This window comes from Bailinhaonella thermotolerans (assembly GCF_003594875.1).
GTDB lineage: Bacteria > Actinomycetota > Actinomycetes > Streptosporangiales > Streptosporangiaceae > Bailinhaonella > Bailinhaonella thermotolerans.
Window position 1 is genome coordinate 42,542 of record NZ_QZEY01000013.1, and the last position, 24,311, is coordinate 66,852.

Annotated in this window: 21 protein-coding genes and 2 tRNA genes; 9 read left to right on the forward strand and 14 right to left on the reverse strand. The window is 72.8% G+C overall.

The features are described 5' to 3' along the window. Positions 1-8: 8 nt before the first annotated feature. Complete coding sequence (locus D5H75_RS27305) at positions 9-656, forward strand: MerR family transcriptional regulator (protein WP_119929422.1); 648 nt, start codon at positions 9-11, stop codon at positions 654-656. A 270-nt stretch (positions 657-926) separates the two neighbouring features. Here the strand turns inward: D5H75_RS27305 and D5H75_RS27310 are convergent, their stop codons facing one another. From D5H75_RS27310 to D5H75_RS27325, 4 genes are all read right to left on the reverse strand, one after another. Beyond that, positions 927-2,120: a cytochrome P450 gene (locus tag D5H75_RS27310; protein ID WP_147425293.1), complete on the reverse strand. Its 1,194-nt coding sequence runs from the start codon at positions 2,118-2,120 to the stop codon at positions 927-929. Positions 2,121-2,366: 246 nt separating this feature from the next. Next, a tRNA-Glu gene (locus D5H75_RS27315) sits at positions 2,367-2,442 on the reverse strand. A 331-nt stretch (positions 2,443-2,773) separates the two neighbouring features. Then, a tRNA-Gln gene (locus D5H75_RS27320) sits at positions 2,774-2,845 on the reverse strand. A 95-nt stretch (positions 2,846-2,940) separates the two neighbouring features. After that, positions 2,941-3,465: a PadR family transcriptional regulator gene (locus tag D5H75_RS27325; protein WP_119929424.1), complete on the reverse strand. Its 525-nt coding sequence runs from the start codon at positions 3,463-3,465 to the stop codon at positions 2,941-2,943. A gap of 82 nt (positions 3,466-3,547) precedes the next feature. Between D5H75_RS27325 and D5H75_RS27330 the strand changes: the two genes are divergently transcribed. After that, entirely contained in the window at positions 3,548-4,840 is a 1,293-nt protein-coding gene (locus tag D5H75_RS27330; protein WP_119929425.1) for an MATE family efflux transporter, read from the forward strand. Between the two features lie 182 nt (positions 4,841-5,022). On the opposite strand, the gene gltX is transcribed toward D5H75_RS27330, so the two are convergent. Together gltX and D5H75_RS27340 are read right to left on the reverse strand one after the other, a co-directional pair. Continuing rightward, positions 5,023-6,438, reverse strand: a complete 1,416-nt coding sequence (gltX, locus tag D5H75_RS27335) for a glutamate--tRNA ligase (RefSeq protein WP_119929426.1) — start codon at positions 6,436-6,438, stop codon at positions 5,023-5,025. Beyond that, a complete protein-coding gene (locus D5H75_RS27340) occupies positions 6,431-7,210 on the reverse strand; it encodes a fumarylacetoacetate hydrolase family protein (protein WP_119929427.1) in 780 nt (259 codons plus the stop codon). Before D5H75_RS27340 ends, gltX begins: the two co-directional genes overlap by 8 nt. Before the next feature lie 358 nt (positions 7,211-7,568). On the opposite strand from D5H75_RS27340, the gene D5H75_RS27345 reads away from it, so the two are divergent. Further along, entirely contained in the window at positions 7,569-9,281 is a 1,713-nt protein-coding gene (locus D5H75_RS27345; RefSeq protein WP_147425294.1) for a M28 family metallopeptidase, read from the forward strand. On the opposite strand, the gene D5H75_RS27350 is transcribed toward D5H75_RS27345, so the two are convergent. Beyond that, positions 9,208-9,564, reverse strand: coding sequence for a VOC family protein (locus D5H75_RS27350; RefSeq protein ID WP_119929429.1), 357 nt, complete (start codon positions 9,562-9,564; stop codon positions 9,208-9,210). The genes D5H75_RS27345 and D5H75_RS27350 overlap by 74 nt on opposite strands. A gap of 476 nt (positions 9,565-10,040) precedes the next feature. Between D5H75_RS27350 and cimA the strand changes: the two genes are divergently transcribed. Together cimA and D5H75_RS27360 are read left to right on the forward strand one after the other, a co-directional pair. Beyond that, positions 10,041-11,633: a citramalate synthase gene (gene cimA / locus D5H75_RS27355; protein ID WP_119929430.1), complete on the forward strand. Its 1,593-nt coding sequence runs from the start codon at positions 10,041-10,043 to the stop codon at positions 11,631-11,633. A 377-nt stretch (positions 11,634-12,010) separates the two neighbouring features. Next, positions 12,011-12,871 (forward strand): methyltransferase domain-containing protein, encoded by an 861-nt coding sequence (locus D5H75_RS27360; protein ID WP_119929431.1) that lies wholly within the window; start codon positions 12,011-12,013, stop codon positions 12,869-12,871. 18 nt (positions 12,872-12,889) lie between these two features. Here the strand turns inward: D5H75_RS27360 and D5H75_RS27365 are convergent, their stop codons facing one another. The 3 genes from D5H75_RS27365 to D5H75_RS27375 all read right to left on the reverse strand — a co-directional run bounded on the left by D5H75_RS27365 (position 12,890) and on the right by D5H75_RS27375 (position 14,156). After that, complete coding sequence (locus tag D5H75_RS27365; protein ID WP_119929432.1) at positions 12,890-13,129, reverse strand: hypothetical protein; 240 nt, start codon at positions 13,127-13,129, stop codon at positions 12,890-12,892. Between the two features lie 125 nt (positions 13,130-13,254). Then, entirely contained in the window at positions 13,255-13,647 is a 393-nt protein-coding gene (locus D5H75_RS27370) for an antibiotic biosynthesis monooxygenase family protein (RefSeq protein WP_119929433.1), read from the reverse strand. A gap of 143 nt (positions 13,648-13,790) precedes the next feature. After that, entirely contained in the window at positions 13,791-14,156 is a 366-nt protein-coding gene (locus D5H75_RS27375) for an ArsR/SmtB family transcription factor (protein WP_119929434.1), read from the reverse strand. Positions 14,157-14,263: 107 nt separating this feature from the next. On the opposite strand from D5H75_RS27375, the gene D5H75_RS27380 reads away from it, so the two are divergent. Continuing rightward, positions 14,264-15,469, forward strand: coding sequence for an MFS transporter (locus D5H75_RS27380; protein WP_119929435.1), 1,206 nt, complete (start codon positions 14,264-14,266; stop codon positions 15,467-15,469). 53 nt (positions 15,470-15,522) lie between these two features. Here the strand turns inward: D5H75_RS27380 and D5H75_RS27385 are convergent, their stop codons facing one another. The 3 genes from D5H75_RS27385 to D5H75_RS27395 all read right to left on the reverse strand — a co-directional run bounded on the left by D5H75_RS27385 (position 15,523) and on the right by D5H75_RS27395 (position 18,448). Continuing rightward, positions 15,523-16,104 carry an alpha/beta fold hydrolase gene (locus tag D5H75_RS27385; RefSeq protein ID WP_119929436.1) on the reverse strand — a complete coding sequence of 194 codons (582 nt, stop codon included), beginning with the start codon at positions 16,102-16,104 and terminating at the stop codon, positions 15,523-15,525. Between the two features lie 18 nt (positions 16,105-16,122). Beyond that, positions 16,123-17,217: a branched-chain amino acid aminotransferase gene (locus tag D5H75_RS27390; RefSeq protein ID WP_119929437.1), complete on the reverse strand. Its 1,095-nt coding sequence runs from the start codon at positions 17,215-17,217 to the stop codon at positions 16,123-16,125. 172 nt (positions 17,218-17,389) lie between these two features. Further along, positions 17,390-18,448 (reverse strand): 3-isopropylmalate dehydrogenase, encoded by a 1,059-nt coding sequence (locus tag D5H75_RS27395; protein WP_119929438.1) that lies wholly within the window; start codon positions 18,446-18,448, stop codon positions 17,390-17,392. Between the two features lie 438 nt (positions 18,449-18,886). On the opposite strand from D5H75_RS27395, the gene D5H75_RS27400 reads away from it, so the two are divergent. Beyond that, entirely contained in the window at positions 18,887-19,981 is a 1,095-nt protein-coding gene (locus D5H75_RS27400) for a calcium:cation antiporter (protein WP_202638563.1), read from the forward strand. A 196-nt stretch (positions 19,982-20,177) separates the two neighbouring features. Here the strand turns inward: D5H75_RS27400 and serA are convergent, their stop codons facing one another. Continuing rightward, positions 20,178-21,776 carry a phosphoglycerate dehydrogenase gene (gene serA / locus D5H75_RS27405; protein ID WP_119929439.1) on the reverse strand — a complete coding sequence of 533 codons (1,599 nt, stop codon included), beginning with the start codon at positions 21,774-21,776 and terminating at the stop codon, positions 20,178-20,180. Positions 21,777-21,974: 198 nt separating this feature from the next. Between serA and D5H75_RS41950 the strand changes: the two genes are divergently transcribed. Then, entirely contained in the window at positions 21,975-23,342 is a 1,368-nt protein-coding gene (locus D5H75_RS41950; RefSeq protein WP_202638564.1) for a chromosomal replication initiator protein DnaA, read from the forward strand. Positions 23,343-23,413: 71 nt separating this feature from the next. Then, positions 23,414-23,962 (forward strand): DUF1707 and FHA domain-containing protein, encoded by a 549-nt coding sequence (locus D5H75_RS27415; RefSeq protein WP_119929440.1) that lies wholly within the window; start codon positions 23,414-23,416, stop codon positions 23,960-23,962. Positions 23,963-24,311: the final 349 nt, after the last annotated feature.

The following is a 24,311-nucleotide window of genomic DNA, read 5'->3' on the forward strand; positions in this document are numbered from 1 at the left end:
GTGAACGAATGCGACTTTCCGAGCTCAGCGAACGCAGCGGCGTCCCGGTGGCGACGATCAAGTACTACCTGCGCGAGGGCCTGCTCCCGCCCGGCGAGGCCGTCTCGGCCACCCGTTCGGAGTACGGCCAGGAGCACCTGCGGCGGCTGCGCCTGGTGCGCGCGCTCGTGGAGGTGGGCCAGCTCCCGATCGCCTCGATCCGCCGCGTCCTCGCCGCCGCCGACGACGAGCACGAGCCACTGCACCTGGTCCTGGGCACCGCCCTGTACGCCCTCAGCCCCCGCGTGGAGCCCGCCGCCGACGACCCGGAGTGGGAGCGCGCCGAATCCGACGTCAACGCCCTCCTCGGCGGACTGGGCTGGCGCGTGGACCGGACGGCCCCCGCGCGCGGCCGGCTCGCCCAGGCGGTCATGACCCTGCGCCGTCTCGGCCACCCGGTTTCGATGGACGACCTGCGCTCCTACGCCGAGTCCGCGGCCCGGCGCGCCACCACCGAGATCGGGAGCCTGCCCGCCGACGCCGGCCGCCTGGCCATGGTCGAGGCCGTCGTGGTCCGCAGCGTCCTCTACGACCAGGTGGCCCTGGCGTTCCGCCACCTGGCCCAGGAGAACGAGTCGGCCCACCGCCCCTGGCCCCACCTCCCCCCCGGCTCCTGACCCGGTCGTGCCCCTCTTGTGGCGCCCGCCGCGTCCGCGCACTCCAGCTCCGGGACGACATCTCCAGGGCGACATCTCCGGGGCGACCTCCTCGCCGTGATCATGCAGTTTTGAACACAGGGTGTGTTCAAAACTGCATGATCACGGCGAGGAGGGAACCCGGGCGTGGAACGCGGGAGAGCAAACCGCGGGAAGGCCAACGCGGGAGGGCGGACGCGGGAGGGCGGACGCGGGAGGGCGGACGCGGGGGTCGGGACCCGGGGCAGGAGGTCAGTGGGTCGTGGGAAGGCGTTTGAGGCGGGAGGTCAGGGCGCTCTCCTGCCAGGGGATCTCCTCGGCGGGGACGGCCAGGCGGAGGGTGGGGACGCGGTCCACGAGGACCCGCAGGGCCTCCTGGAGCTCCATGCGGGCGAGGTTCGCGCCCAGGCAGTAGTGGGCGCCGCGGCCGAAGGAGAGGTGGGGGCACTCGCCGCGGGCGGGCCGGAAGTCGCCGGGGTCGCGGAGGACACCGGGGTCGAAGTTGGCGGCGCGGACCATGGGCAGGACCACCTCGCCCGCGGCGATCCGGCCCGAGGGCAGGTCCACGTCCTCGGTGGCGACGCGGAGCAGGGTGCTGTCGCCGGGCGGGTCCCAGCGCAGCATCTCCTCGACGGCGGCGGGGATCCGGGAGGGATCGCGGACCAGGCCGGCGTACTCCCCCTCGGAGAGCAGTCGCAGAAGGCCGCGGGCGAGCACGTTCGCGGTGGTGTCGTGGCCGGCGGCGATCAGGCCCATGACGGTGTTGACGAGTTCGTCCTCGGTCAGCCGGTCGTCCTCGTCGCGGGCGTCGAGGAGAAGGCGGAGCAGCCCGTCGCCGGGGTCGCCGCGGTGCTCGGCGACCAGCTTGCGGACGTACTCCATGAACCGCAGCGTGCTGGTGACCTGCTCCTCCACGTTGTCCACGTGGACCGTGAGGATCGTCTCCGACCAGGCCCGCACGCGCTCGTGGTCCAGGCCCTCGACCCCGAAGATCTCGCAGATGACGGTGATCGGGATGGGGAACGTGTAGGCCTCGATCAGGTCCGTGACGGTCCCGGGCGGGCCGAGGCCGTCCAGGAGGCGGCCGGCGATCTCGCGCACGCGGGGACGCCACTTCTCGATCTGGCGCGGCGTGAACGTGCCGGAGAGCAGGCGGCGCAGGCGCGCGTGCTCCGCCCCGTCCATGTTGACCAGGAGGTCGGGGTTGTCGCTGATGTCGAGCCCGGGCTGGATGCGCGGCGCGCCCGGGTACCGCAGGTCGCGGCTGAACCGGGGGTCCGTGAGCACGGCGACGATGTCGGCGTGCCGTACGGCCAGCGTCACCACGTCGCCCGTGGGCAGCCGCACCGGCCCGAGAGGTTCCTCGGCCAGCCTGCGCGCCAGCTCGCGCGGCAGCGTGTGCCCCGGCCCGGACTCGAACGGAATGGTCGCGATCGGTTCGGCCACGAAGATCTCCCCACTCGGCGGTGCAATCAACGTAACCGCGGCGAGATCAGGCGGAAAGGGGCCGACGGTGTCCGAGAAGGACCCCGTCACGTCCGGGAGCGGCCCATCGAGAGGGACTCGGCGCGTACGAGAGAGGCCGTTGTGGGCGAGAGGGGCAGGTCGCGGGCGAGAAGAGCGCGACGTGAGCGAGCGGGGCCCGGGAAACGACGAAGGCCCGACCACTTCCGTGATCGAGCCTCTGCTCGCTGGTAGTCCCGACCGGATTCGAACCGGCGTTACCGCCTTGAGAGGGCGGCGTCCTAGGCCACTAGACGACGGGACCGTGGGATGTTCCCCGCTTCGCGGGGTTCGTCCTGAAGAACTCTACCGTATCCGGTGAGTGCTTCCGTCTTCGCTTCCGGCGCCCCCGAGGGCTCCTTCCGCCGCCGGGCCTCTCGGCTTTCGCCTTGGCGGCCCGACACGTGAAACTTTACCGCACCCTCACCACCAGTACCAACTCAACGACCCCCGCCCCGGGCCCGCAGTACGGCGCCGCCCGCGCCCGCCGGGCCGTACGGCCCGAGCCCCGGGGAAGCGAGGATCCGGCGGCCGTGAGAACCCCCGGAGAAACCGAAAAGCGGACGCCCTCTCGGACATCCGCTTCACTGATCGAGCTGGGGTACCAGGACTCGAACCTAGACTAACTGAACCAGAATCAGTCGTGCTGCCAATTACACCATACCCCAATGGCGGTTACGGGCCGTTCCGGCTCGCTCGCGCCCCCAAAGAATAGCCCACCTGGGGACCAACAACCAAAGCGAATGACGGAGCCGGGCGGAAGTCAGGATTCCAGGTCGGCGATGGTCTCCCTCAGCCAGGCCCGTTCGGCCTTGCCGGCGGCCCTGGCGATGAGGAGGATCCCGCGCCGGTAGGGGTCCTCGACGTCCTCGGCGCGCAGGGGGGCGCCGTCGCGGTAGAAGAAGCTGGAGGGCTCCTCCAGGAAGTCCAGGCGGCGGCGCAGCACGCGGGCGCGGTCCTCGCGCGACGGGAGCGCGGACAGGAACGTCAGCAGCGTGAAGAAGCGCATCTGGTCGGAGATCTCCGAGTCCTTCGGCTCGCGCAGCCTGCGCAGCAGTTCCTCGCGTCCCGCGTCGGTGATCGAGAGCACCTGGCGCGGCGCCGGCCCCGACCCGGCCTCCTCCCTGCGGCGGAGGAGGCCCGCGGATTCCAGGCGGGCGATGGCCGGGTAGAGCGCGCCGTCGCTGACCGGGCGCACGTGCCCGGTGAGGCGGCCGATCCGCGCCCGGAGCTCGTAGCCGTGCAGCGGCTCGCCGTACAGGAATCCCAGGATCTGCAGCGCCAGCATCGGACGCTCTCCTCTCGGCTTGCGATCACCGGCATCGTATCGCTATATCTCTAAGCGAGGTATAGCGAAAAGAGGTAGACACATGCGGATCATCCGACTCGCGGTGCCCGTGTACGTCGAACTGCTCGCGGCCGTCGTGGCGGTGGGCCTGATCGACGCGTTCTGGCTCGCCCGGCTCGGGGCGGCGGCGGTCGCGGCGGTGACCGTCGGGACCACCGTGGAGTACCTGGCGTACGGCGTGATGCTCACCGTGACCATGGGGACGACCGTCGTCATCGCCCGGCGGACGGGCCGGGGCGAGGGCGGCACGGCGGAGGTGCGGCGGACCGCGTGGATGCTCTGGGCGGCCGTTAGCCTGCTGATCGCCGTGCCCGGGTTCCTGCTGCGCGAGCCGCTGGCCGCGCTCTTCGTCGCCGATCCCACCGCGCGGCGCCTCACCGCGGACTTCCTGGCGGTCTCGCTGCCCCTCGTGCCGATCTACTTCGCGCAGGCCACGGTGGACGCCGTCTTCAAGGGCCACGCCGACACCCGCACGCCCATGCGCATGGCCCTGCTCTCCAACGGCCTGGTCTTCGCCCTCGACCCGCTCCTGATCCACGGGCTGGACCTGGGTGTGCCCGGCGCCGCGCTGGCCACGGCGGCGGCCCGCGCGATCACCCTCGCGATCGCCCTCACCCTGCTCCGCCGCCGCCACCCGGTCAGCGGCGGCGCCTTCTCCCCCGGCGTCGCCCGGGACATCGCCGCCACGGGGACCCCCGGCGCCGGGGACTTCCTCTCCCGCAACGTCGTCGCCATGATCCTCATCAACGTGATCGCCGGGTTCGGCGTGGCCGCGGTCGCGGGATACGGCGTCGCCAACCGCATCCTGTTGGCCGGGGCCATGTTCTTCTACGCCGTACGGCAGGCCGCCATGATCGAGTCCGCCCGCAGCCCCAAGCCCGTCGAAGGGCTCGCGCTGCGCCTGGGCCTGGGCGCCGGCCTGACGGCGGCCGTGATCCTGGCGGTCGGGGCCACTCCCCTGATGCGCCTGTTCACCACGGACCCGCAGGTCGTCGCCCACGGCGCGGACTTCCTGCGCGCGGTGCCCGGGTACCTGATCCTCTTCGGGGGCCTGATCGCCCTCTCCGGCGTCCTCCAGGGCACCGGGCGGGGCGGCCGCTACCTGACCACCCTCCTCATCGGCTACGCCGCCCAGATCCCCCTCGCGTACGCCCTGAGCGCCTGGCTCGGCCTGGCCGGCGTCTGGGCGGCCATGACCGTCACCGCCGCCCTCCAGCTCGCCCTCACCCTCCCCACCGCCTTCCGCCGCGCCCCGGCGCCCGTCCCGGTCCCGGCCCCGGCCCGGAGCTCGGCCCCGAGCCCCGCCACCCGCTGACCTCGCGGGATCTCCGCGTACGGCTCGCGCCCGCCACGCGCGAGCCGTACGGCATGCGCGAGCCGTACGGCATGCGCCCGCGGGACCTCGCCGCGGCCGTACGGCGGAACGCGGGGGCGTGGAGTCGGCGCACACGAGAACGCGCCCCGGCGGAGATCCGCCGGGGCGCGTCCGGGAGGGGGTCAGCCGAGGCGGGCGAGGGCCGCTTGCAGGCGGGCCCTGACGCGCGGGGCGCCCAGGAGCTCCAGGGACTCGAACAGGGGGAGGCCGACGGTGCGGCCCGTCACCGCCACGCGGACGGGGGCCTGGGCCTTGCCCAGCTTGAGGCCGTGCTCGGCGCCGACCTCCTCCAGGGCGGTCTTGAGGGCGTCGGCGGTCCAGTCGGCCGTGCCCAGCCTCGCGAGGTAACCGGACAGGATCTCGCGGGGGGAGTTCTTGCCGGCCATGGCCTTGTCCCAGGAGGCCTGGTCGAAGACCGGCTCGGGGAGGAACAGGAAGTCGACGTTCGCGGTGATCTCGGACAGGACCGCCACGCGGGTCTGGGCCAGGGGTGCGGCCTGGGCGAAGACGGCCGGATCGAAGTCCGACGGCTTCCACGGCGCGACGGGCGCCTGGAGCCAGGGGCCGCAGCGCTCGATGAAGTCCTCGACGGTCAGGCCGCGGATGTACTCGCCGTTGAAGGCGCGCAGCTTCTTCTCGTCGAAGAACGCCGACGCCGAGTTGACGTCCGACAGGTCGAAGAGCCGGACCATCTCCGCCCAGGGCAGGATCTCGCGGTCCCCGCCGGGGCCCCAGCCGAGCAGCATCAGGTAGTTGACCATGGCCTCGGCCAGGTAGCCCTCGTCGCGGTAGGACTCCAGGGCGACCTTGTCGCGGCGCTTGGACAGCTTCTGCCGCTTCTCGTTGACGATCACCGGCAGGTGCGCCCAGACCGGCGGGCGGGCCCCGAGCGCGGGCCACAGGAGCTGCTGGCGGGCGGCGTTGCTGAGGTGCTCCTCACCCCGGATCACGTGGGTGATCCGCTGCTCGATGTCGTCCACGGCGTTGGCCAGGACGTAGAGCGGGCTGCCGTCGCCGCGCGCGATGACGAAGTCCTCCATCGCGTCGTTGGGGAACTCCACCCGGCCGCGGATCAGGTCGTCCACGACGTTGACGCCCTCGTCGGGGGTGCGGAAGCGCAGCGCCCGGCCCGGGGCGGCCTCGAGGCCGCGGTCGCGGCAGAAGCCGTCGTAGCCCTTGTGCTCCGAGCCCGTGCGCGCCTGGACGTCCTCGCGGGTGCAGTCGCAGTAGTAGGCGCGGCCGTCGGCGTGCAGCTTGGCGGCGGCGGCGCGGTGCTGCGGCTCGTAGGCCGACTGGAAGTAGGGCCCCTCGAAGATCGGGGAGCGGGTGGTGACGCCGATCCAGTCGAGGGCGCTGATGATGCCCTCGGTCCACTCGGGCCGGTTGCGGGCCGCGTCGGTGTCCTCGATGCGGAGCACGAAGATGCCGCCGGCGCGCTCGGCCACGGCCCAGTTGAACAGCGCGGATCTCGCGCCGCCCACGTGGAACATGCCGGTCGGCGACGGCGCGAAGCGCACGCGCACGGGAGTGTCAGTCACGGGATACCACCCGGTTGGTGAGAGTGCCGATGTTTTCGATGGTCACGCTGACCTCGTCGCCGATCTGGAGCGGCCCGACGCCCGCCGGGGTGCCGGTGAGGATCACGTCGCCGGGCAGCAGCGTCATGACCGAGCTGACGTAGGAGATCAGCGTGGGGATGTCGTGGACGAGCTGTGACGTGCGGCCGTCCTGCCGGACCTCGCCGTTGACCGAGGTGGAGATGGCCAGGTCGGACGCGTCGATGCCGGTGGAGATCCACGGGCCGATCGGGCAGAACGTGTCGAAGCCCTTGGCGCGGGTCCACTGCCCGTCGCGCTTTTGCAGATCGCGCGCGGTCACGTCGTTGGCGCAGGTGTAGCCCAGGATCACGTCCTTGGCCCGCTCGACCGGCACCTCGCGGCACAGGCGGCCGATCACGATGGCCAGCTCGCCCTCGTGGTCCACGCGCTCGGTCAGCCCGACCGGGTAGGCGATGGCCTCGCCGGGGCCGATCACGGCGGTGGACGGCTTGGAGAAGATCACCGGCTCGGGCGGGGGCTGGTCGCCGCCCATCTCCGTCACGTGGTCGGCGTAGTTCTTGCCGATCGCGATGATCTTCGAGGGCAGCAGCGGGGCGACCAGGCGCACGTCGGCCAGTGCGTGCCGCTCCCCCGTGAGCTGGATGGGTTCGAACGGGTGGCCCGCCATCCGGGCGACGAACTCCTCGCCGGGCCCGCCCTCGACGACGCCGAAGGAGACGCCGTCACCACTGGAATACCTGCATATGCGCACCGCAAAAGCCTATCCGGGACCGTCCCCCGCCCATGCCCCCCTGTGGACGAAGGTTCCCCCTGTGGACGACCGGCCCTCTCGTACGGCTCGCGCCCGCTCAGGCCGTACGGCTCGCGCCGGCTCAGGCCGTACGGCTCGCGCCGGTGCCCGCCGTACGGCTCGCGAGGCCGGTTCCGGGGGCACGTGGCCGGTGGCGGGCGCCGGGGCACCGGCCGCCGTGCGGGGGTCAAATCTTGGGCGGGGGGCGGTAAGCGGCGGAGCGGGGTGCGCGGGGCGCGGGCGCGGGGGTGCTTACGTTCGTCCCGTCTTCGACGATCAGGACCCTTCACACGGGTCGTTCACAACCGGTGGAGGAGTAGTGCGGCTTCCGCGCGCGTACACGGCACTGGCTCTCCCTGTCGTCCTGTCCCTCGCCCTCCCCCAGCCGCCCCCGACCCGCGCCCCGGCGCTCCCACCGGCCTCGCCTGCCCCGGCGTCCCCCGCCGTGCAGTCCCCGGCCCCGGGCGTACGGCCTGCGGCCACGCCCTCGGCCGCCCCCGGGCAGCCGTCCCAGCCGTCCCAGCCGGGGCAGCCGTCCCAGCCGGAGGACCGCAAGGCGCTGACGCCCCGTCATCCGTACGCCGACCTGCTGGCCCAGGTGGTGAGCGGCGCGAACGTCATGGTCCACCTGAAGAAGCTGGAGGAGTTCGCCAAGACCGGCGGCGGCTCGCGCGCGGCGGGCACGGCGGGCTACGAGAAGTCCGTCCGGTACGTCGCGGACCGGCTGCGCGCGGGCGGATACCGCGTCACGGTGCAGGACTTCGAGTACCCCAAGAGCTTCAAGGTGCTCAAGCCGCCCGTGGTCCAGCGGCTCGGGGCCAAGGCCAGGCAGTTCCGCGCCGGGGAGGACTTCCGCACGACGTACCACTCGGGCTCCGGCGACGTGACCGCGCGGGTCCGGCCGGTGGACGTGAGGATCCCGCCGGGCAAGACCCCGAACAGCTCGACCAGCGGGTGCGAGGCCGACGACTTCGACGACTTCACGCCCGGCGACATCGCGCTGCTGCAGCGGGGGCGCTGCGCGATGCGGACCAAGGCGCGCAACGCCAAGGCCGCCGGGGCCGCCGGGCTGATCATCTTCAACGAGGGGCAGAAGGACCGCACCAAGACCGCCCGCGTGGACATCGGCGACTGGACGCTCGGCCTGCCCGCCGTCTTCACGTCGTACGCGATGGGCGCCGACCTGGCGCGCAAGCCCGGGCGGGTGCGGCTGGCGACCTCGACCAGCGTCAAGACCGCGCGCACCAAGAACGTGATCGCCGAGTCGGTGTACGGGCGCGAGGACCAGGTGGTCATGCTGGGCGCCCACCTGGACAGCGTGCCCGAGGGGGCCGGGATCAACGACAACGGCTCGGGCTCGGCGGCGCTGCTGGAGGTGGCGATGCGGATGAACGCCGCCGACTCCCCCAACCGCATGCGGTTCGCCTGGTGGGGCGCGGAGGAGGCGGGCCTGCACGGGTCGCTCCACTACGTGGACTCCCTCGGCGAGGCCGACCGCGAACGGATCGCGGTGTACCTGAACTTCGACATGGTGGCCTCCCCCAACTACGCCTACAAGGTCTTCGACGGGGACGACTCGGACAAGGTGGGCGGGGTCGCGGGGCCGCCCGGGTCGGACCAGATCGAGCGCGACTTCCGGGCCTTCTACACGCGCCGCAAGCTGACCAGCGTGAGCACCGACTTCGACGGCCGGTCGGACTACGCCGCGTTCGTCGTCGCGGGCATCCCGGCGGGCGGCATCTTCACGGGCGCGGAGGGCAAGAAGAGCAAGGCCGAGGCCGAGCGGTTCGGCGGCGAGGCGGGCAAGCCGTACGACCCCTGCTACCACGCGGCCTGCGACAACGCCTCCAACATCAACGCCACGGCGCTGGACGTGAACGCCGACGCGATCGCCACGCTCGCCGCGACGTACGCGTTCGCCCCGGACCTGCCGGGGCCGGACGCGCCCGAGCGCAGCGCTAGGACCGCCGGGCCGCCGCCGTGGGATGCTTCGGCTCGTACAGTGCCAGCTCGCTTCCCGCCGGCGTTCTGATCCAGGCCACCAGGCCCCACCCCTCGTCGCTGACCGGCCGCGAGAACTCCACGCCCCGCCCGGCGAGCTCCTTCACGGTCGCGTCGATGTCGTCGCACATCAGGTAGAGCTCGTGGCTGCCGCCCTCCCCCGTGGGATGGATCCCCACCTCGGCGGGCGGCAGCGCGAAGATCGGCCACCCGTCGCCGGCCTTCACCGAGGGGAACCGGAGCACGTCGCGGAAGAACGCCCGGTCCGCGTCCGGGTTCCGGCTGAACATGACGACGTGCGCACCGGTGATCATGTCTCGCTCCTCGCCTCGCGTTGCCATTCGACCACGCGACATCCCCCGTCCGCGCCCGGTGTACTCCACGGGCATGGTGAGGGCTTCTCACGTCCGCCCGCGGCCTTCCCGGAGGGCGTCCCGGGTGCCTCCCGGAGGGCGTCGTGCCTCCCGGAGGGCGTCCCGGGAGCCTCCGGGAGTGCGATCCGCGAGCCTCCGGGAGGGCGCCGCCGGAGGCCGTACGCCCGGGGAGGCGCGGGCGGCGGCCGTACGCGACGCGAGGGGACGGGGTGAAAGAATCGGCAAAGCCGTCTCAACCACTGAGATCCGTGTGTCAGATGTTGTCGGCCTGTGGCAGACTCGCAGGCACTATGCGCGAACTGCTCATTATCGGCAGGCGCGCCGGCTGATCCAGGGACACCGCCGGCGCGCAGACCTCTCACGTCCGTGAGGGGTCTTTTTGTTTGCGCATCCAATCCACTCCTAGGGAGCGTTCGATGACCGACGACCGGTTCCACGTCTACGACACGACGCTGCGCGACGGGGCCCAGCAGGAGGGCCTCAACCTCACGGTGACCGACAAGCTGGCCATCGCGCGGCATCTGGACGACCTGGGCGTCGGCTTCATCGAGGGCGGCTGGCCCGGCGCGAATCCCAAGGACACCGAATTCTTCCGGCGGGCTCTGACCGAGCTCGACCTGAAGCACGCGCAGCTCGCCGCGTTCGGCGCGACCCGCCGGGCCGGAGTGAAGGCCGCCGACGACCCCCTGGTGGCCGCCCTGCGCGAATCCGGCGCGCCGGTCGTGACGCTTGTCGCCAAGAGTCACGACCGGCACGTCGAGCTGGCCCTGCGCACGACCCTCGACGAGAACCTCGCGATGATCCGCGACACCGTCACCCACCTGCGCGAGAACGGCCAGCGCGTATTCGTGGACGCCGAGCACTTCTTCGACGGCTACCGGTCCAACCCGGCGTACGCCGTCGAGGTCGTGCGGGCCGCGGCCGAGGCGGGCGCGTCCGTGATCGCCCTGTGCGACACCAACGGCGGCATGCTCCCCGACGAGCTGGCCGACGTGGTCCACGAGGTGATCGGGGCGTCCAGCGCCCGCCTCGGCATCCACTGCCACGACGACACCGGCTGCGCGGTCGCCAACACCCTGGCGGCCGTCAAGGCGGGCGTCACCCACGTGCAGGGCTGCGCCAACGGGTACGGCGAGCGCAGCGGCAACGCCAACCTCTTCACCGTCGTCGCGAACCTCCAGCTCAAGCGGGGCTTCGACCTCGTGCCGCCGGAGTCTCTGGCCGAGATGACCCGCATCGCGCACGCCGTCTCCGAGGTCACCAACGTCACGCCGAACCAGCACCAGCCGTACGTCGGGATGTCGGCCTTCGCCCACAAGGCCGGCCTGCACGCCTCCGCCGTCAAGGTGGACCCCGGCCTCTACCAGCACATCGACCCGGCCGAGGTCGGCAACGACATGCGCATGCTGGTCTCCGACATGGCCGGGCGCGCGTCGGTGGAGCTCAAGGGCAAGGAGCTGGGGTACGACCTGTCCGGCGACCGCGCCAAGCTCACCGAGCTCACCGACAGGGTCAAGGAGATGGAGGCCCGGGGCTACACCTTCGAGGCCGCCGACGCCTCCTTCGAGCTGCTGTTGCGCGAGACCGTCGAGGGCGAGCGCCGCCGCCACTTCGACGTCGAGTCCTGGCGCGTGATCGTCGAGCGCCGCCCGGACGGCGAGCTGGTCAGCGAGGCCACGGTCAAGCTGCACGCCAAGGGCGAGCGCATCATCGCCACCGGCGAGGGCAACGGCCCGGTCAACGCCCTGGACAAGGCCCTGCGCCTGGCCCTGGAGCGCCTCTACCCGGAGCTGGCCTCGATGGAGCTGTACGACTACAAGGTCCGCATCCTCGAACTCGGCCGCATGGGCACCGGCGCCGTCACCCGCGTCCTCCAGGGCACCACCGACGGCAAGGCCGAATGGAACACCGTCGGCGTCGACGAGAACATCATCGAAGCCTCCTGGCAGGCCCTCGAACAAGCCGTCACCTACGGCCTCCTCCGAGCCGGCCACACCCTGGACGCCTGACCCCGCCCCCGCGCCCGCCGTACGGCAAGAGCCCCCGCCCCTGCCGTACGGCGCGCCCAACGACAAGACCCTCGCAGGAGAGCGCTCCGCGCGCCCGCGCCCGGACAGCGCCCAGTGGGGGCAAGCCCCCGCACCCCCCGGCGAGGGGGCCGCAGCCCCCTCCCCCTCCTCCTCCCCCGCAGGCGCCGGCCGCGCCGAGGAGGGGAAGGCGAGAACCGCACGTCAACCGGCGGCCGGCCCCGGGACGACGAACCACACGCTCTCACCCGGATCACCGAACCCGAAGAGACGAGTGGTCCGCAGCGCCGGGTGACGGAGGGCGGATCGGTGGGGGTGTGGGTCTGGAGTGGAGGTGGGATGCGATCTAACGTCGGGGTATGCGGCCGATACGGATCGCCTCGGGATTGCTGCGGCGCGATCCCCGGTATGTCAACGCCCTGCGGGACCGTCTGCGGCGGGGGGTCGCGGAGTCGTGCCGGGTGTGCGGCTCGTCCCCGGTCCGGCTGAAGACCGTCACCCACGTCAGGAAGGGGAAGACGTTCACGGTGCGGGTGTGCGGGCGGTGCGGGCACATCGGCAATCCGGAGAACTTCAACGACTACACCGTCTACGAGTCCATCGACCAGTTCCCGGTCGCGCCCCGGGTGGGCACCGAGGACAAGCCGGGGCGGGAGTACCACATGGCCGCGATGGCCTGCAAGATCGTGGGCCGCCGCGACCAGTCGGTGCTGGTGTACGGCGCGGGGCGCAGCGTGGACTACCGCCGGATCGCCGGGCTCGCCGCGGTCGGGCGGGTCGCGATCGGCGACGTCATGCGCCCGCTGCACGAGGACGCCGAGTTCCTGGACCTGACCGAGCCGCCCGGCGAGCGGTTCGACGTCGTGGTCGCGTGCGAGGTCATCGAGCACTTCGTCGAGCCGCCCAAGGACTTCGCCAGGCTCTTCGAGTACGTCAGGGACGACGGCCTCGTGGTGTGCTCGACCAACATCTACGACGGCGGCGACCTCACCAAGCACGACTACCTCTACATCAAGGGGCACACGTCGTACTACACGCCGCGCGCGATCGCCCGGATCGCCCGGGACAACGGGATGTACTTCGACTTCCGCGTCCCCCGCTCGGCCACCACCTACGCCGGCCCGCGCAAGCGCTACGTCCTGTTCACCCGATCGGTGGACCGCCTCCAGGACGTGGCGGAGTACTTCGGCGACCACACCTACGCCCCGTCCGAGAAGTAGGGCGCGGACAGCGGCCCCTCACCCCCCGGCGGGGCTCGCGGCGCGGTTCACCGCCTCAGCGCCACCGGGCTCGGCCGCCGCGCGCGCCCTGGCCGTCCCGGCCCCGAACGCGGAGTTCAGCCCGGCCGCGAGCCCGGTGAGCATCAGCCCGACCCCGAGCAGCGCCAGGACCAGGAAGTCCGGATTGCCGATCATGGCGAACAGCGCGGGACCGAGACAGAACCACCCGAGGGCGAACATGACGCGCATGGGGATCATCCGCCGATGCTAACGGCGGCGATCTCCGCCGGCGAGGGCCGCGCGCGCCGGATCGGGGGGCAGCCCCGCGCTCGCCGTTCCCCGGGCGGCGGGGAGCGGGAGCGCGAGGGGCGCGCCCGGGCGGGTCAGGGTCGCCTGGGGCCGGCGCTCTGGACGATCTCGAAGGACCAGAGGTTGGCGTCGCTGGCCGCCGGGCCCCCGTGGCCGTGACCGGCCGGGGCGCCGCCGCCATGACCGGCCGGGGCGCCGTGGCCGTGGCCCGCGGCCTGGGCGCCGGCCGCCGCCTGCGCGTGGCCGGCCTGGAAGGCGCGGCTCTCCAGCCAGCGCTGGAAGTCCTCCTCGCTCCGCCACCGCGTGTAGACGAGGTACTGGTCGGTCCCCTCGACGGGCCGCAGCAGCTCGAACCACTCGAACCCGTCGGCCGCCTCCACCATCCCGGCCCGCCCCGCGAACCGCTTCTCCAGCTCCTCCCGCATCCCCTCGGGCACGGTCAACACGTTGATCTTGACGACTGACATCCGGGCTCCTTCCTCCGCTGCGATCGCCCCAAGGTAACGCGCCACCCCGCCGAGGTCCCGCCCCACCCGCCGTGTCCCCGCCCCGCCGTACGGCCGAGCCGGTCCGCCGTACGGCGCGGGCCCGCCGGCGTGCCGGGGAACGGTCAGGCGGGCGGGGTCCAGGCGGCCACCAGGTCGAGGAGGCCGGGGAAGCGGGCGTCGAGATCGTCCACGCGGACATGGCTGCGCCGCTCCAGGCCGTACTGGCGCTGGCGGATCACGCCCGCCTCCCGCAACGCCCGGAAGTGGTGCGTCAGCGAGGACTTGGGGCGGCCGAGGCCGAACCACCCGCAGGGGTGGTCGAACGCCTCCGATTCGAGGAGCAGCCTGCGGACGATCTCCAGGCGGAGCGGGTCGCTCAGCGCGCCCATCACGGTCTCCAGGCGGAGCTCCTCGCGAGCCGGCTCGGGAAGCGGGTCAGGGGTTCCCGGCGGGGCCTCGTGCGGTTTCGGACGTACTGCGACTGCCATGCCCCCATTCAACCATGCTGTACGAGTTTTCTCGTACTTGTGTTAAGTTCGACCGCATTCGTACAGGTACGAGAAATATCGTACTGGCTCTGGACTGGGGATATGTGATGGTGACACTGCCGAGGAGCGCTCCCGCCGTACGTCGTCGCGGGGGCCTGCCGGTCTGGGTGGCGGCGTGGCCGGTCATGGCCGTGTTCGTCCTGTCCAACGCCGCGACGCCGCTCTATCCGCTGTGGCGGGAACGCCTCGGGTTCGCCTCGGGCACGATGACGCTGATCTTCGCCTGCTACATCGCCGGGCTGGTCGGGGCGCTGCTGGTCGCGGGGGTGCTCTCCGACCGAATCGGGCGGCGGCCCGTGCTGCTGCCGGCGCTCGGGCTGGCGATCGCGGCCTGCGCGCTGTTCGCCACCGCCGGATCGGTGGCCGCCCTGGCGGTGGCGCGGCTGCTGACGGGGATCGCGGTGGGCGCGACGGTGTCGGCGGGCATGGCGGCGGTGAGCGACGTGGCGGGCGCGGACCGCGGGCGGGCCGGGGCGCTGGCGGCCTCGTCGGCGATGGTGCTGGGCGCGGGGACCGGCCCCCTGCTGGCCGGCCTGCTCTCCCAGGGCGTTCCCTGGCCGACCGGGACGGTGTTCGCCGTCGAGGCGGTGCTGCTGGTGTCGGCGGCCGCCGTCGTGCTGCGGCTGCCGCAGGCGCCCGCCCGCCGCGCCGGGGCGTGGGTGCGCGTGCCCGGGGTGCCCCGGTCCGCCCGCGCCCGGCTCGCCGCCGGGGTCGCCGTCTTCGCCCCCGGTCTGACGGCGACCTCGTTCGTGCTCTCGCTCGGCCCGTCGGTGCTCGCCGGGCTGCTCGGCCACGACCACCCCGCGCTCTCCGGGGTCCTGGCGTTCGCGATGTTCGCCGCGGCGGCCGGCGCGCAGTTCGCCGTACGGCGTCTCGCGCTGCGGACCGTCCTGCTCACGGGCGCGCTCGCCACCCTCGCCGGCATGGCCGCGCTCGTGCTCGCCGTCCGCATCGGGGACGTCCGCGCGCTCGCGGTGGCGGCCGTGCTCGCCGGAGCCGGGCAGGGCCTGGGTCAGCTCGGCGGGTTGTCGCTGCTCAACGCCGGGGTGCCCGCCGCCCGGCTCGCCGAGGCCAACGCCGCGCTCAACGTGGGCGCCTACCTGCCCGCCGGGCTGCTCCCGGTCGCCACCGGCTTCCTCAGCGACGCGACCGGCCTGTCCGCCGGCGCGACCGTGTTCGGATCCGGGCTCGCCGCCCTCGCGCTCATCGGCGGCCTCGTCGTCCTGGCCACCGTGCGCCGCGTGCCCGCCTGATCCCTCGCACGACGGGCGGGCACGGGGCCGGGGCGATCACGAGTCCAGGGCGGTCAGGAGTCCAGGGCGGCCGTGAAGCGGGACATCTCCTCCGTGATCCGGGTCAGGTGGCGGGCCGAGGCGACGGGGTCGCCCTCGATCTCCAGGCCGTGGTGCGCGCCGGGGATCTCCAGGTACGGCAGGCCGAGGTCGCGGGCCAGGTCCGGGTCCCAGGAGGGGTCCGCGGTGCCGCCGACGAGGAGGGCGGGCGCGGTGGCCGCGCGCAGGGCGGACACCACCGCCGGCTCGTTGAGCAGCGGGGTCAGCCAGATCGCGGGGAGACCGCGCTCGGCGGCCAGGGTCGCGCCGAAGCTGCCGAGGGACTTGCCGACGAGCAGCAGGCGCCCGGCCTTCTCGGCGTCGAGGGCGCGCCGGGCCTCCCCGGCCGCCCATTCGGCCCGCGGCTCCCCCGCCAGGCCGTCCGGCACGGACCACCAGATCTCCTGCACGGTCCAGCCCCGGCTGGACAGGACCGCGCCGGCGAAGTGGAGGAGCGGCCGGGCGGGCACGTAGGCCCCGCCCGGCAGCAGGACGGCCACCCGGTCCGGGTCGCCCTCTTCCCTGGTGGGGTATCCGAAGATCGAGGTCGGGAACATGACCGGGAGGCTACTCGATCAGAGGATCTTGTGGATCCAGTCGTGGGGGTCGGGGCGGGTGCCGTACTGGATGCCGACCAGTTCCTCGCGCAGGCGCAGGGTCAGCTCGCCCGGCTGCCCGTCGGCGACGGTCCAGCCGCCGTCGCGGCCGCTCACGCGCCCGATGGGGGTGATGACGGCGGCGGTGCCGCAGGCGAAGGCCTCGGTCATCGCGCCGGACTCGCAGGCCTCGCGCCACTCGTCGGTGGTGATGGGGCGCTCGGTGACCTCCAGGCCCAGGTCCACGGCGAGCTTGAGGATGGAGTCGCGGGTGATGCCCGGCAGGAGCGTGCCGGTCAGCGGCGGGGTGACCAGGCGGTCGCCGTACACGAAGAAGATGTTCATGCCGCCCATCTCCTCGACGTACCGGTGCTCGAAGGCGTCGAGCCAGACGACCTGGTCGCAGCCGTTCTCGACGGCCTCGCGCTGGGCGACGAAGGCCCCGGCGTAGTTGCCGCCGCACTTGGCGAAGCCGGTGCCGCCGGGCGCCGCGCGCGTGTAGTCCTGGGACAGCCAGACGTGGACCGGCTTGACGCCGCCGGTGAAGTACGAACCGGCGGGCGAGGCGATCACGAGGTAGAGGTACTCGTCGGACGGGTGGTTGACACCGAGCGCCGCCTGCGTGGCGATCATGAAGGGGCGCAGGTAGAGGGTGTGGCCCTCGGTCGTGGGCACCCAGTCGCGGTCGGTCTGGACGAGGAGTTCGAGGGAGCGGACGAACGTCTCCTCGGGCAGCTCCGGCATCGCCATGCGCCGGGCGGTGACGTTGAACCGGGCCGCGTTCGCGTCCGGGCGGAAGGTCACGATGGACCCGTTGCCCTGGCGGTACGCCTTGAGGCCCTCGAAGAACTCCTGCGCGTAGTGGAAGACCGCCGTCGCCGGGTCGAGGACGAGCGGGCCGTACGGCTTGAGCCGGGCGTCGTGCCAGCCGTCCCGCGCGGTCCAGCGGACGCTGATCATGTGGTCGGTGAAGTGCTGCCCGAATCCGGGACTGGCCAGTACCCGCTCACGCTCCTCGGCGCTGCGCGCGTGGTCCGAGAGTTGCACGTCGAAGGTGAGCGGAGCAGTGGTCATGACAGGTCCTCATTCGTTGAGCGCCGTCCTTGTCACATCCATTCTGCGACGGGGGACGGCAAGTGTTGGCAAGGTGGAAACTACTGGATGATCAGCGCGCGGCGGGAGGCTCCGGGCAGCACGAAACGCGTGGCGGCCGGACCGGGCCGCCACGCGCGTGTGCGGGCCCGGTCTAGCCGGCTACTCGGGCCGCGATGTCGTCGCCGATCCGCCGCGTGGACCGCGTGGCCCCCGCGCCCTGCCGGCTGAGCAGGTCCGCCGCGACGGCGTCCTCGACGCGGGCGGCGGCCTCGCCGTGCCCGAGGTGGTCGAGGAGCATGGCGACGGACAGGATGGTGGCCGTCGGGTCGGCCTTGCCCTGGCCCGCGATGTCCGGCGCGCTTCCGTGCACCGGCTCGAACATGCTGGGCGTGGTGCGGGCGGGGTTGACGTTCCCGCTGGCGGCGAGCCCGATGCCGCCGGCGACGGCCGCCCCCAGGTCGGTCAGGATGTCGCCGAACAGGTTGTCGGTGACGACCACGTCGAACCGGCGCGTGGCGTTGACGAAGAACATGGTCGCCGCGTCAACGTGCACGTAGTCGGTCTCGACCTGGGGGAACTCGCTCCTGAGCCGTTCCACCGTGCGGGCCCACAGGTCGCCCGCGTACGTCAGGACGTTGGTCTTGTGAACCAGCGTGAGCTTGTGGCGGGGGCGGGTCGCGGCCTTCTCGAAGGCGTAGCGCACGACCCGCTCGACCCCGTAGGCCGTGTTCAGGCTCTCCTGGGTCGCGATCTCGTACGGCGTGCCGCGGCGCATCGCGCCTCCGGCCCCGGCGTACGGCCCCTCGGTGCCCTCGCGGACGACGACGATGTCGAGGTCTTCGGGACGGACGTCCGCGAGCGGCGTGGACACGCCCGGGTACAGCTTCACCGGGCGCAGGTTGACGTAGTGGTCGAGCTCGAACCGGAGCCGCAGGAGGAGGTCGCGCTCCAGCACACCCGGCGGCACGCTCGGGTCGCCGATGGCCCCCAGCAGGATGGCCTCGTGCTCCGCGATCTCCGCGAGGGCGGAGTCGGGCAGCGTCTCACCCGTGCGGTTGTAGCGGGCGGCCCCGAGGTCGTAGTTCGTGGGTTCGTACTTCACCCCGGTGGCGTCGAGGGCCTTCAGCCCCTCGGCGACGACCTCGGTCCCGATCCCGTCGCCCGGGATGACGGCGAGCCTGATCGGGCCGGTCTGAGTGCGTGGATCCATGCGCGTACCTTAGTGGTTTCGTCTCACGGGATGGGCGTGTCGCCCACGATGTGAGACCTACTTGGCGGACTGGCCGCCGTTGTCGCGGCGGTCGAGGGCGGTCTGGACGGCTTCGGTCGCCTCATCCTCGTGGTCGTCGGCGCGGTTCCACGGATACATGTCGTACATGACGGATCTCCCAGCGCGGGTGCGCTCGTAGACGGGGTCTCACGGGCTGGGACTGACGGCCGACAAGCGCTCACTCCGCGGCGGGTCGTCGGCCTGCCCGCCCGGATTCACCCGAGCCGCTGGGCCCCGCCGCGGCAGGTAAGGATGAATACCCGGCGCGTCATAGACCACTCACGCTACCCGCACATGTCCCCTTTGTCTCGCCGACCGGCCAGACTTCCCACATACTGAGACGGCGACCGACATCATCGCAGCTCATAGCATTGAGGCATGATCAGGTTGCGCTTCCTCGCCCACTGGACGATGTTCACACCCCCGCTCGCGGTCGTGCTCCTCGCACTGGCGTGGGGTCGGGAACTGCCCGTCGCCGCGGTGATCGTGGCCGCGGTGTTCCTGGCGGGAGCCGTACTGGCCGCCGTGCACCACGCGGAGGTGGTCGCGCACCGCGTGGGCGAGCCGTTCGGGTCGCTGGTGCTCGCGGTGGCCGTGACGGTGATCGAGGTGGCGCTGATCGTCAGCCTGATGGCGTCGGGCGGGCCGGAGGCGGCGTCGCTGGCGCGCGAGACGGTGTTCGCGGCGATCATGATCACGTGCAACGGCATCGTCGGGATCTCGCTGCTGATCACGGCGCTGCGGCACCGCGTCGCGGTGTTCAACGCCGAGGGCGCGGGTGGGGCGCTGGGCACGGTCGCGACGCTCGCCACGCTGACCCTCGTGCTCCCGTCGTTCACCACGAGCACGCCGGGCCCGGCCTTCGCCCCGGCGCAGCTCGCGTTCGCGGCGGTGGCCTCGCTGGCGCTCTACGGCCTGTTCGTGTTCACGCAGACCGTCCGCCACCGCGACTACTTCCTGCCGGTGCGGCCCGACGGGAGCGTGATCGACGCCGACGACCACGCGGTGCCGCCCTCCGGCCGTACGGCGCTCGCGAGCCTCGGCCTGCTCCTCGTGGCGCTCGTCGCCGTCGTCGGCCTGGCCAAGGTCGAGTCGCCCGCGATCGAGTCCGCGGTGTCCGCCGCCGGCCTCCCCCACGCCGTGGTCGGCGTCGTTATCGCCCTCCTGGTCCTGCTCCCCGAGTCCATCGCCGCCGTGCGCGCCGCCCGCCGCGACCGCGTCCAGACCAGCCTCAACCTGGCCCTGGGCTCGGCCATGGCCAGCATCGGCCTGACGATCCCCACCATCGCCGTGGCCTCGATCTGGCTCGACGGCCCCCTCCACCTGGGCCTGGGCCCCACCCACCTGGTGATGCTGGCCCTGACCCTCGTCGTCACCACCCTGACGGTGGTCCCGGGCCGGGCCACCCTCCTGCAGGGGGGCCTGCACCTGGTCCTGCTGTCCTGCTTCCTCTTCCTGGCGGTGAGCCCGTAGCCGCCGGCCCGTCCGGAGGCATCCGTACGGCGGGGGCGGCCTCCCGCCGCGGCGCGGGCGGAAGGCGTCCGGCCCGGCCCCGGGCGAAGCGGCCCGCCGCGGCGTGGGGCGCGGCCGGCAGGCCCGCCCCGGGCGTACCGGGGGAACGCGGAGGGCCCGCGCCCCGGGGACGGGGTGCGGGCCCTCCGGGCGGACGTCAGTCGGTGAGCGTCACCGTGCGGCCGGTGTCGGCGCCGATCTCGGTGCGGATCTGCTCGGCGACGTCGGCGGAGAGGGGGCCGTCGACGGTGAGGGCGATGAGGGCCTTGCCGCCCTTCTCGTCACGGCTGACCTGCATGCTCGCGATGTTGATGCCGTTCTCGCCCAGGATGCGGCCGACGATCCCGACGATGCCGGGGCGGTCGCTGTAGGTGTAGAAGGCCAGGTGCTCGGTCGGCTCGATCTCCATCGGGAAGCCGTTGACCTCCACGACCTTCTGGATCTGCCGGGGGCCGGACAGGGTGCCGGAGACGGAGACCGTACGGCCGTCGGCGAGCGTGCCGCGGACCTCCACCAGGTTGCGCCAGTCGGGGCTCTCGGAGGTCGTGACGAGGCTGACCTCGACGCCGCGGTCGCGGGCGAGGAGCGGCGCGTTGACGTAGGTCACGGCCTCCTCCACCACGTCGGTGAAGACGCCCTTCAGCGCGGCCAGCTCCAGCACGCGGACGTCCTCGGCGGCGATCTCGCCGCGGACGACGACCTCCAGGCGGGCGGCGACCTCGCCGGCCAGGGCGGTGAAGATGCGGCCGAGCTTCTCGGCGAGGGGCAGACCGGGCTTGACGTCCTCGGCGACCGCGCCGCCCTCGACGTTCACCGCGTCGGGCACGAACTCACCGGCCAGGGCGAGCTTGACCGAGCGGGCGACCTGGGTGCCGGCCTTCTCCTGCGCCTCGTGGGTGGAGGCGCCCAGGTGCGGGGTCACGACCACGTTGTCCAGGCCGAACAGCGGGCTGTCGGTGCACGGCTCGGTCTTGAAGACGTCCACGCCCGCGCCGGCGACGCGGCCCTCCTTGAGGGCGGCGACCAGGGCGTCCTCGTCCACGATGCCGCCGCGCGCGGCGTTGACGATGCGGACGGAGGGCTTGACCTGGTGCAGCTCCCGGTCGCCGATGAGGCCGACGGTCTCGGGCGACTTGGGCAGGTGCACGGTGATGAAGTCCGACTGGGCCAGCAGCTCGTCGAGGGAGACGAGGCGGACGCCGATCTGCGCGGCGCGGGCGGCCTGGACGTACGGGTCGTACGCGATCAGCTCGACGCCGAACCCGGCCAGGCGCTGCGCGACGAGCTGCCCGATGCGGCCGAGGCCGAGGATGCCGACGGTCTTGTCCAGGAGCTCGACCCCGGTGTACTTCGAGCGCTTCCACTCGCCGTTCTTGAGCGCGCCGTCGGCCTGGGGCACGTTGCGGGCGGTGGCGAGGAGCAGGGCGACCGCGTGCTCGGCGGCGCTGGTGATGTTGGAGGTCGGCGCGTTGACGACCATGACGCCGGCCTTGGTGGCGGCGGGGACGTCGACGTTGTCGAGGCCGACGCCGGCGCGGGCGACGACCCGGAGCTTGGGAGCGTGCGCGATCGCCTCGGCGTCCACCTTGGTGGCGCTGCGGACGATCAGCGCGTCCACGTCGGCGAGCGCGGGAAGGAGCTGTGCGCGGTCGGACCCGTCGGTGTGGCGGACCTCGAAGTCCGCGCCGAGTACGGCGAGGCCGGCCTCGGAGAGTTCCTCGGCGACCAGAACGATGGGCCTGCGATTGTCGGTCACGGTGATCCTTCAAGGTGAGTGAGGGTGCGGCGTCGAGAGCGCCCCCGGGGAAGGCCGCTCACCCTCACGGATTCTAACCGGGCTTGTGAACGCTTTCACGAGTGTCCGCAATTCGAGACAGCATCCGAAATCCTATTGATCATCCTAATCTTAGGGATTAGCGAGATAAGCGAGCGATTGCTACCTATCGTCGTTGATATGAGCATCGGGAACCCCGCTCTCGCCGAGGTACTCGCACGCCACGGCAGTTCACAGCAGATGCTCGCCGCGCTGTCCGAGGGGGGCATCCTGGTCGCGGTCCGCCCCGACCGCTCCGTGGTGCTCGGCACGACCCAGGCGGGGGCCCGGGTGCTGCTCGGATACACCGGCCCGGAGAGCTACGCCCGCCACCGGGGCGCGTATCCCCTCACGCGCTGCGAGGCCGAGACGGTCCTCGACATCCACCGGGTGACGGGCGTGCGCGAGATCGTGATCGACGCGGCGGGTCCCGTCGCGGTCGCGATCCCCATCGCCGATCTCCTGCACTATTTGGCGACCCACCGCACCCTGCCGCAGACGCGACCCCGCGATTTGGACCGGTCCCGGGACGCGCTCCCGCACCTGCCGTACGATCCGCGGCCCCCCGACGCCTCCCGCGACCCGGTGCGGCACCCGCCCGCCTCCCGCGATCCCGTACGGCGCGCGCCCGACTCCTTCGATCCCGTACGGCGTCCGCCCGGCTCCTTCGACCCGGTGCCCCATTCGCCCCCGCCGCGTGATCCGGTACGGCGGCCGCCCGCGCCCCTCCCCGACGTACCGGATCCAGGGCGGCCGGCGGACCCGGGGCGCGCTCCCCGGCGGTGGGGGGAGTACGGGGCCGACCCGCCCGGCCACGACGAGAGGATTCCGCCGCCCGCCGGGCGGTTTCCGCACCGGCCCCCGTCGTACGGCAGGCCCGAGCGCCCGCCGTACTCCTCCGCCGAGCACCTCGCGGAGCACCCGACCACCGAGTCCCCCGTCTACTCCGGCGGACCCGAGCCGCCCGATCCACGCGGCCCGCACGATCCACACGATCCACGTAATCCCCGCGATCCCCGCGATCCCCGCGATCCCCGCGATCCCCGCGGGCCGCTGTCCGCGCCGCTGACCGCGCTGCCTCCCGAGATCGGCGCCGAGACCGGCCCCCAGCCCGCGATCCCCGCCCCGCGCGACCACTTCTCCGGCCCCCAGTCCCGGGTGGACTTCCCGTACGGCCGCAGCCGCCATCCGATCGTGTCCGTCCTGCGCGCGACGATCGCCCGGCTCCTGCCCGACTTCCCCCGCGTGCACCACGTGTGGATCTCCGACGTGCGGACGTCGTCGGGCGCGGAGGGGATCATGCTGCACGTGAAGGTGCACTCCGCGATCGCCTCGGAGGTGGCCAGGGACCTGCACCACGCCGTGCGCGCCCGGCTGCCGCAGCTCGCCGCGAGCGAGTCCCCGATCCTGCTGGCCCGGGTCGCCGACGCCCGGACCGAGCGCGCTCTCGTGGAACTGGGAGTGCACGTCGTCTGCGCCGACGTCCACACTCCCCTGCCGCCGGGCTGACCGCCGTGCCGCCCCCGCCTTCATGGTCGTCCGACTGGACACCCGGGACCGATCCGCCTGATACTCACGATATGAGTTCGAGCCCGACGCCACCTCCCGTCAGGGCCTCTGACTGGGACCGCGATCGCGCGATCGACGCGCTGCGGGAGCGTGCGGCCGAGGGGCAGTTGTCCCTGGACACGTTCGTCGGCCGCATGGACCAGGCCCTCCGCGCCCGGAGCCGGGCAGAGCTGAACGAACTCGTCGCCGACCTGCCGCCCCGCGGCCGCTGGACCCGCCGCCTCACCGACGCGGTGGCCGCGATCTCGTCCTTCAGCGCCCGCGTGGAGTCGGCCTGGCGCACCCCCCGCATCCCGCGCCTCGCCCTCCCCGGCGACAGCCGCACCCGCTTCACCATCGGCCGCGCCCCCGGCTGCGACCTGGTCCTCGCCGACCTCACCGTCTCCCGCGTCCACGCCGAGCTCCTCCGCAGCGGCGACCACTGGCTCGTGGTCGACCTCAGCTCCATGAACGGCACCCGCCTCAACGGCTGGCGCCTCATGGCCCCCACGGTCGTCCGCCCCGGCGACGAACTCTCCTTCGGCGAGTCCACCTTCCGCCTGAGCCCACCCCTGGCCTGACCCCACCCCCAAGCACCTTCCGCTCCGGGCTCATGCCGTGCCCTCGCGCGCGCCACGCCCGGCCGTACGCCGATCCCGCGCCCCGGGCGTCCTCCGGGCGGCCCCTGATCGCGCGCTCCCGGGGCAGGGCCGTCTGAACGACGCCGGGGCGTTGGGACGCGAGAGGCGGGCACCGGCCTTGGGCGCACGGGTGAGGACGACAGGGCTGTCCGGCTCCCGGCGTGGCCCGGGGGTTCAGGGGGTGTCGGGGGTGGGGGTTTGGAGGGGGTGGGCGGGGGTGGGGGTGGGGCCGGTGGTCAGGGAGTGGAGTTTGGGGGCGGTCAGGTCGTATTTGAGGGTCAGCAGGATG

Bases quoted from the DNA above. Each gene is read 5' to 3' on its own strand.
- D5H75_RS27385 (WP_119929436.1), bottom strand. From the start codon at position 16,104: ATGTTCCCGACCTCGATCTTCGGATACCCCACCAGGGAAGAGGGCGAC.
- D5H75_RS27400 (WP_202638563.1), top strand. From the start codon at position 18,887: ATGATCAGGTTGCGCTTCCTCGCCCACTGGACGATGTTCACACCCCCG.
- D5H75_RS27330 (WP_119929425.1), top strand. From the start codon at position 3,548: ATGCGGATCATCCGACTCGCGGTGCCCGTGTACGTCGAACTGCTCGCG.
- D5H75_RS27375 (WP_119929434.1), bottom strand. From the start codon at position 14,156: ATGGCAGTCGCAGTACGTCCGAAACCGCACGAGGCCCCGCCGGGAACC.
- D5H75_RS27305 (WP_119929422.1), top strand. From the start codon at position 9: ATGCGACTTTCCGAGCTCAGCGAACGCAGCGGCGTCCCGGTGGCGACG.
- D5H75_RS27325 (WP_119929424.1), bottom strand. From the start codon at position 3,465: ATGCTGGCGCTGCAGATCCTGGGATTCCTGTACGGCGAGCCGCTGCAC.
- D5H75_RS27370 (WP_119929433.1), bottom strand. From the start codon at position 13,647: ATGTCAGTCGTCAAGATCAACGTGTTGACCGTGCCCGAGGGGATGCGG.
- D5H75_RS27360 (WP_119929431.1), top strand. From the start codon at position 12,011: ATGCGGCCGATACGGATCGCCTCGGGATTGCTGCGGCGCGATCCCCGG.
- D5H75_RS27390 (WP_119929437.1), bottom strand. From the start codon at position 17,217: ATGACCACTGCTCCGCTCACCTTCGACGTGCAACTCTCGGACCACGCG.
- D5H75_RS27380 (WP_119929435.1), top strand. From the start codon at position 14,264: ATGGTGACACTGCCGAGGAGCGCTCCCGCCGTACGTCGTCGCGGGGGC.
- D5H75_RS27395 (WP_119929438.1), bottom strand. From the start codon at position 18,448: ATGGATCCACGCACTCAGACCGGCCCGATCAGGCTCGCCGTCATCCCG.
- D5H75_RS27415 (WP_119929440.1), top strand. From the start codon at position 23,414: ATGAGTTCGAGCCCGACGCCACCTCCCGTCAGGGCCTCTGACTGGGAC.
- D5H75_RS27365 (WP_119929432.1), bottom strand. From the start codon at position 13,129: ATGATCCCCATGCGCGTCATGTTCGCCCTCGGGTGGTTCTGTCTCGGT.
- cimA (WP_119929430.1), top strand. From the start codon at position 10,041: ATGACCGACGACCGGTTCCACGTCTACGACACGACGCTGCGCGACGGG.
- D5H75_RS27350 (WP_119929429.1), bottom strand. From the start codon at position 9,564: ATGATCACCGGTGCGCACGTCGTCATGTTCAGCCGGAACCCGGACGCG.
- D5H75_RS41950 (WP_202638564.1), top strand. From the start codon at position 21,975: ATGAGCATCGGGAACCCCGCTCTCGCCGAGGTACTCGCACGCCACGGC.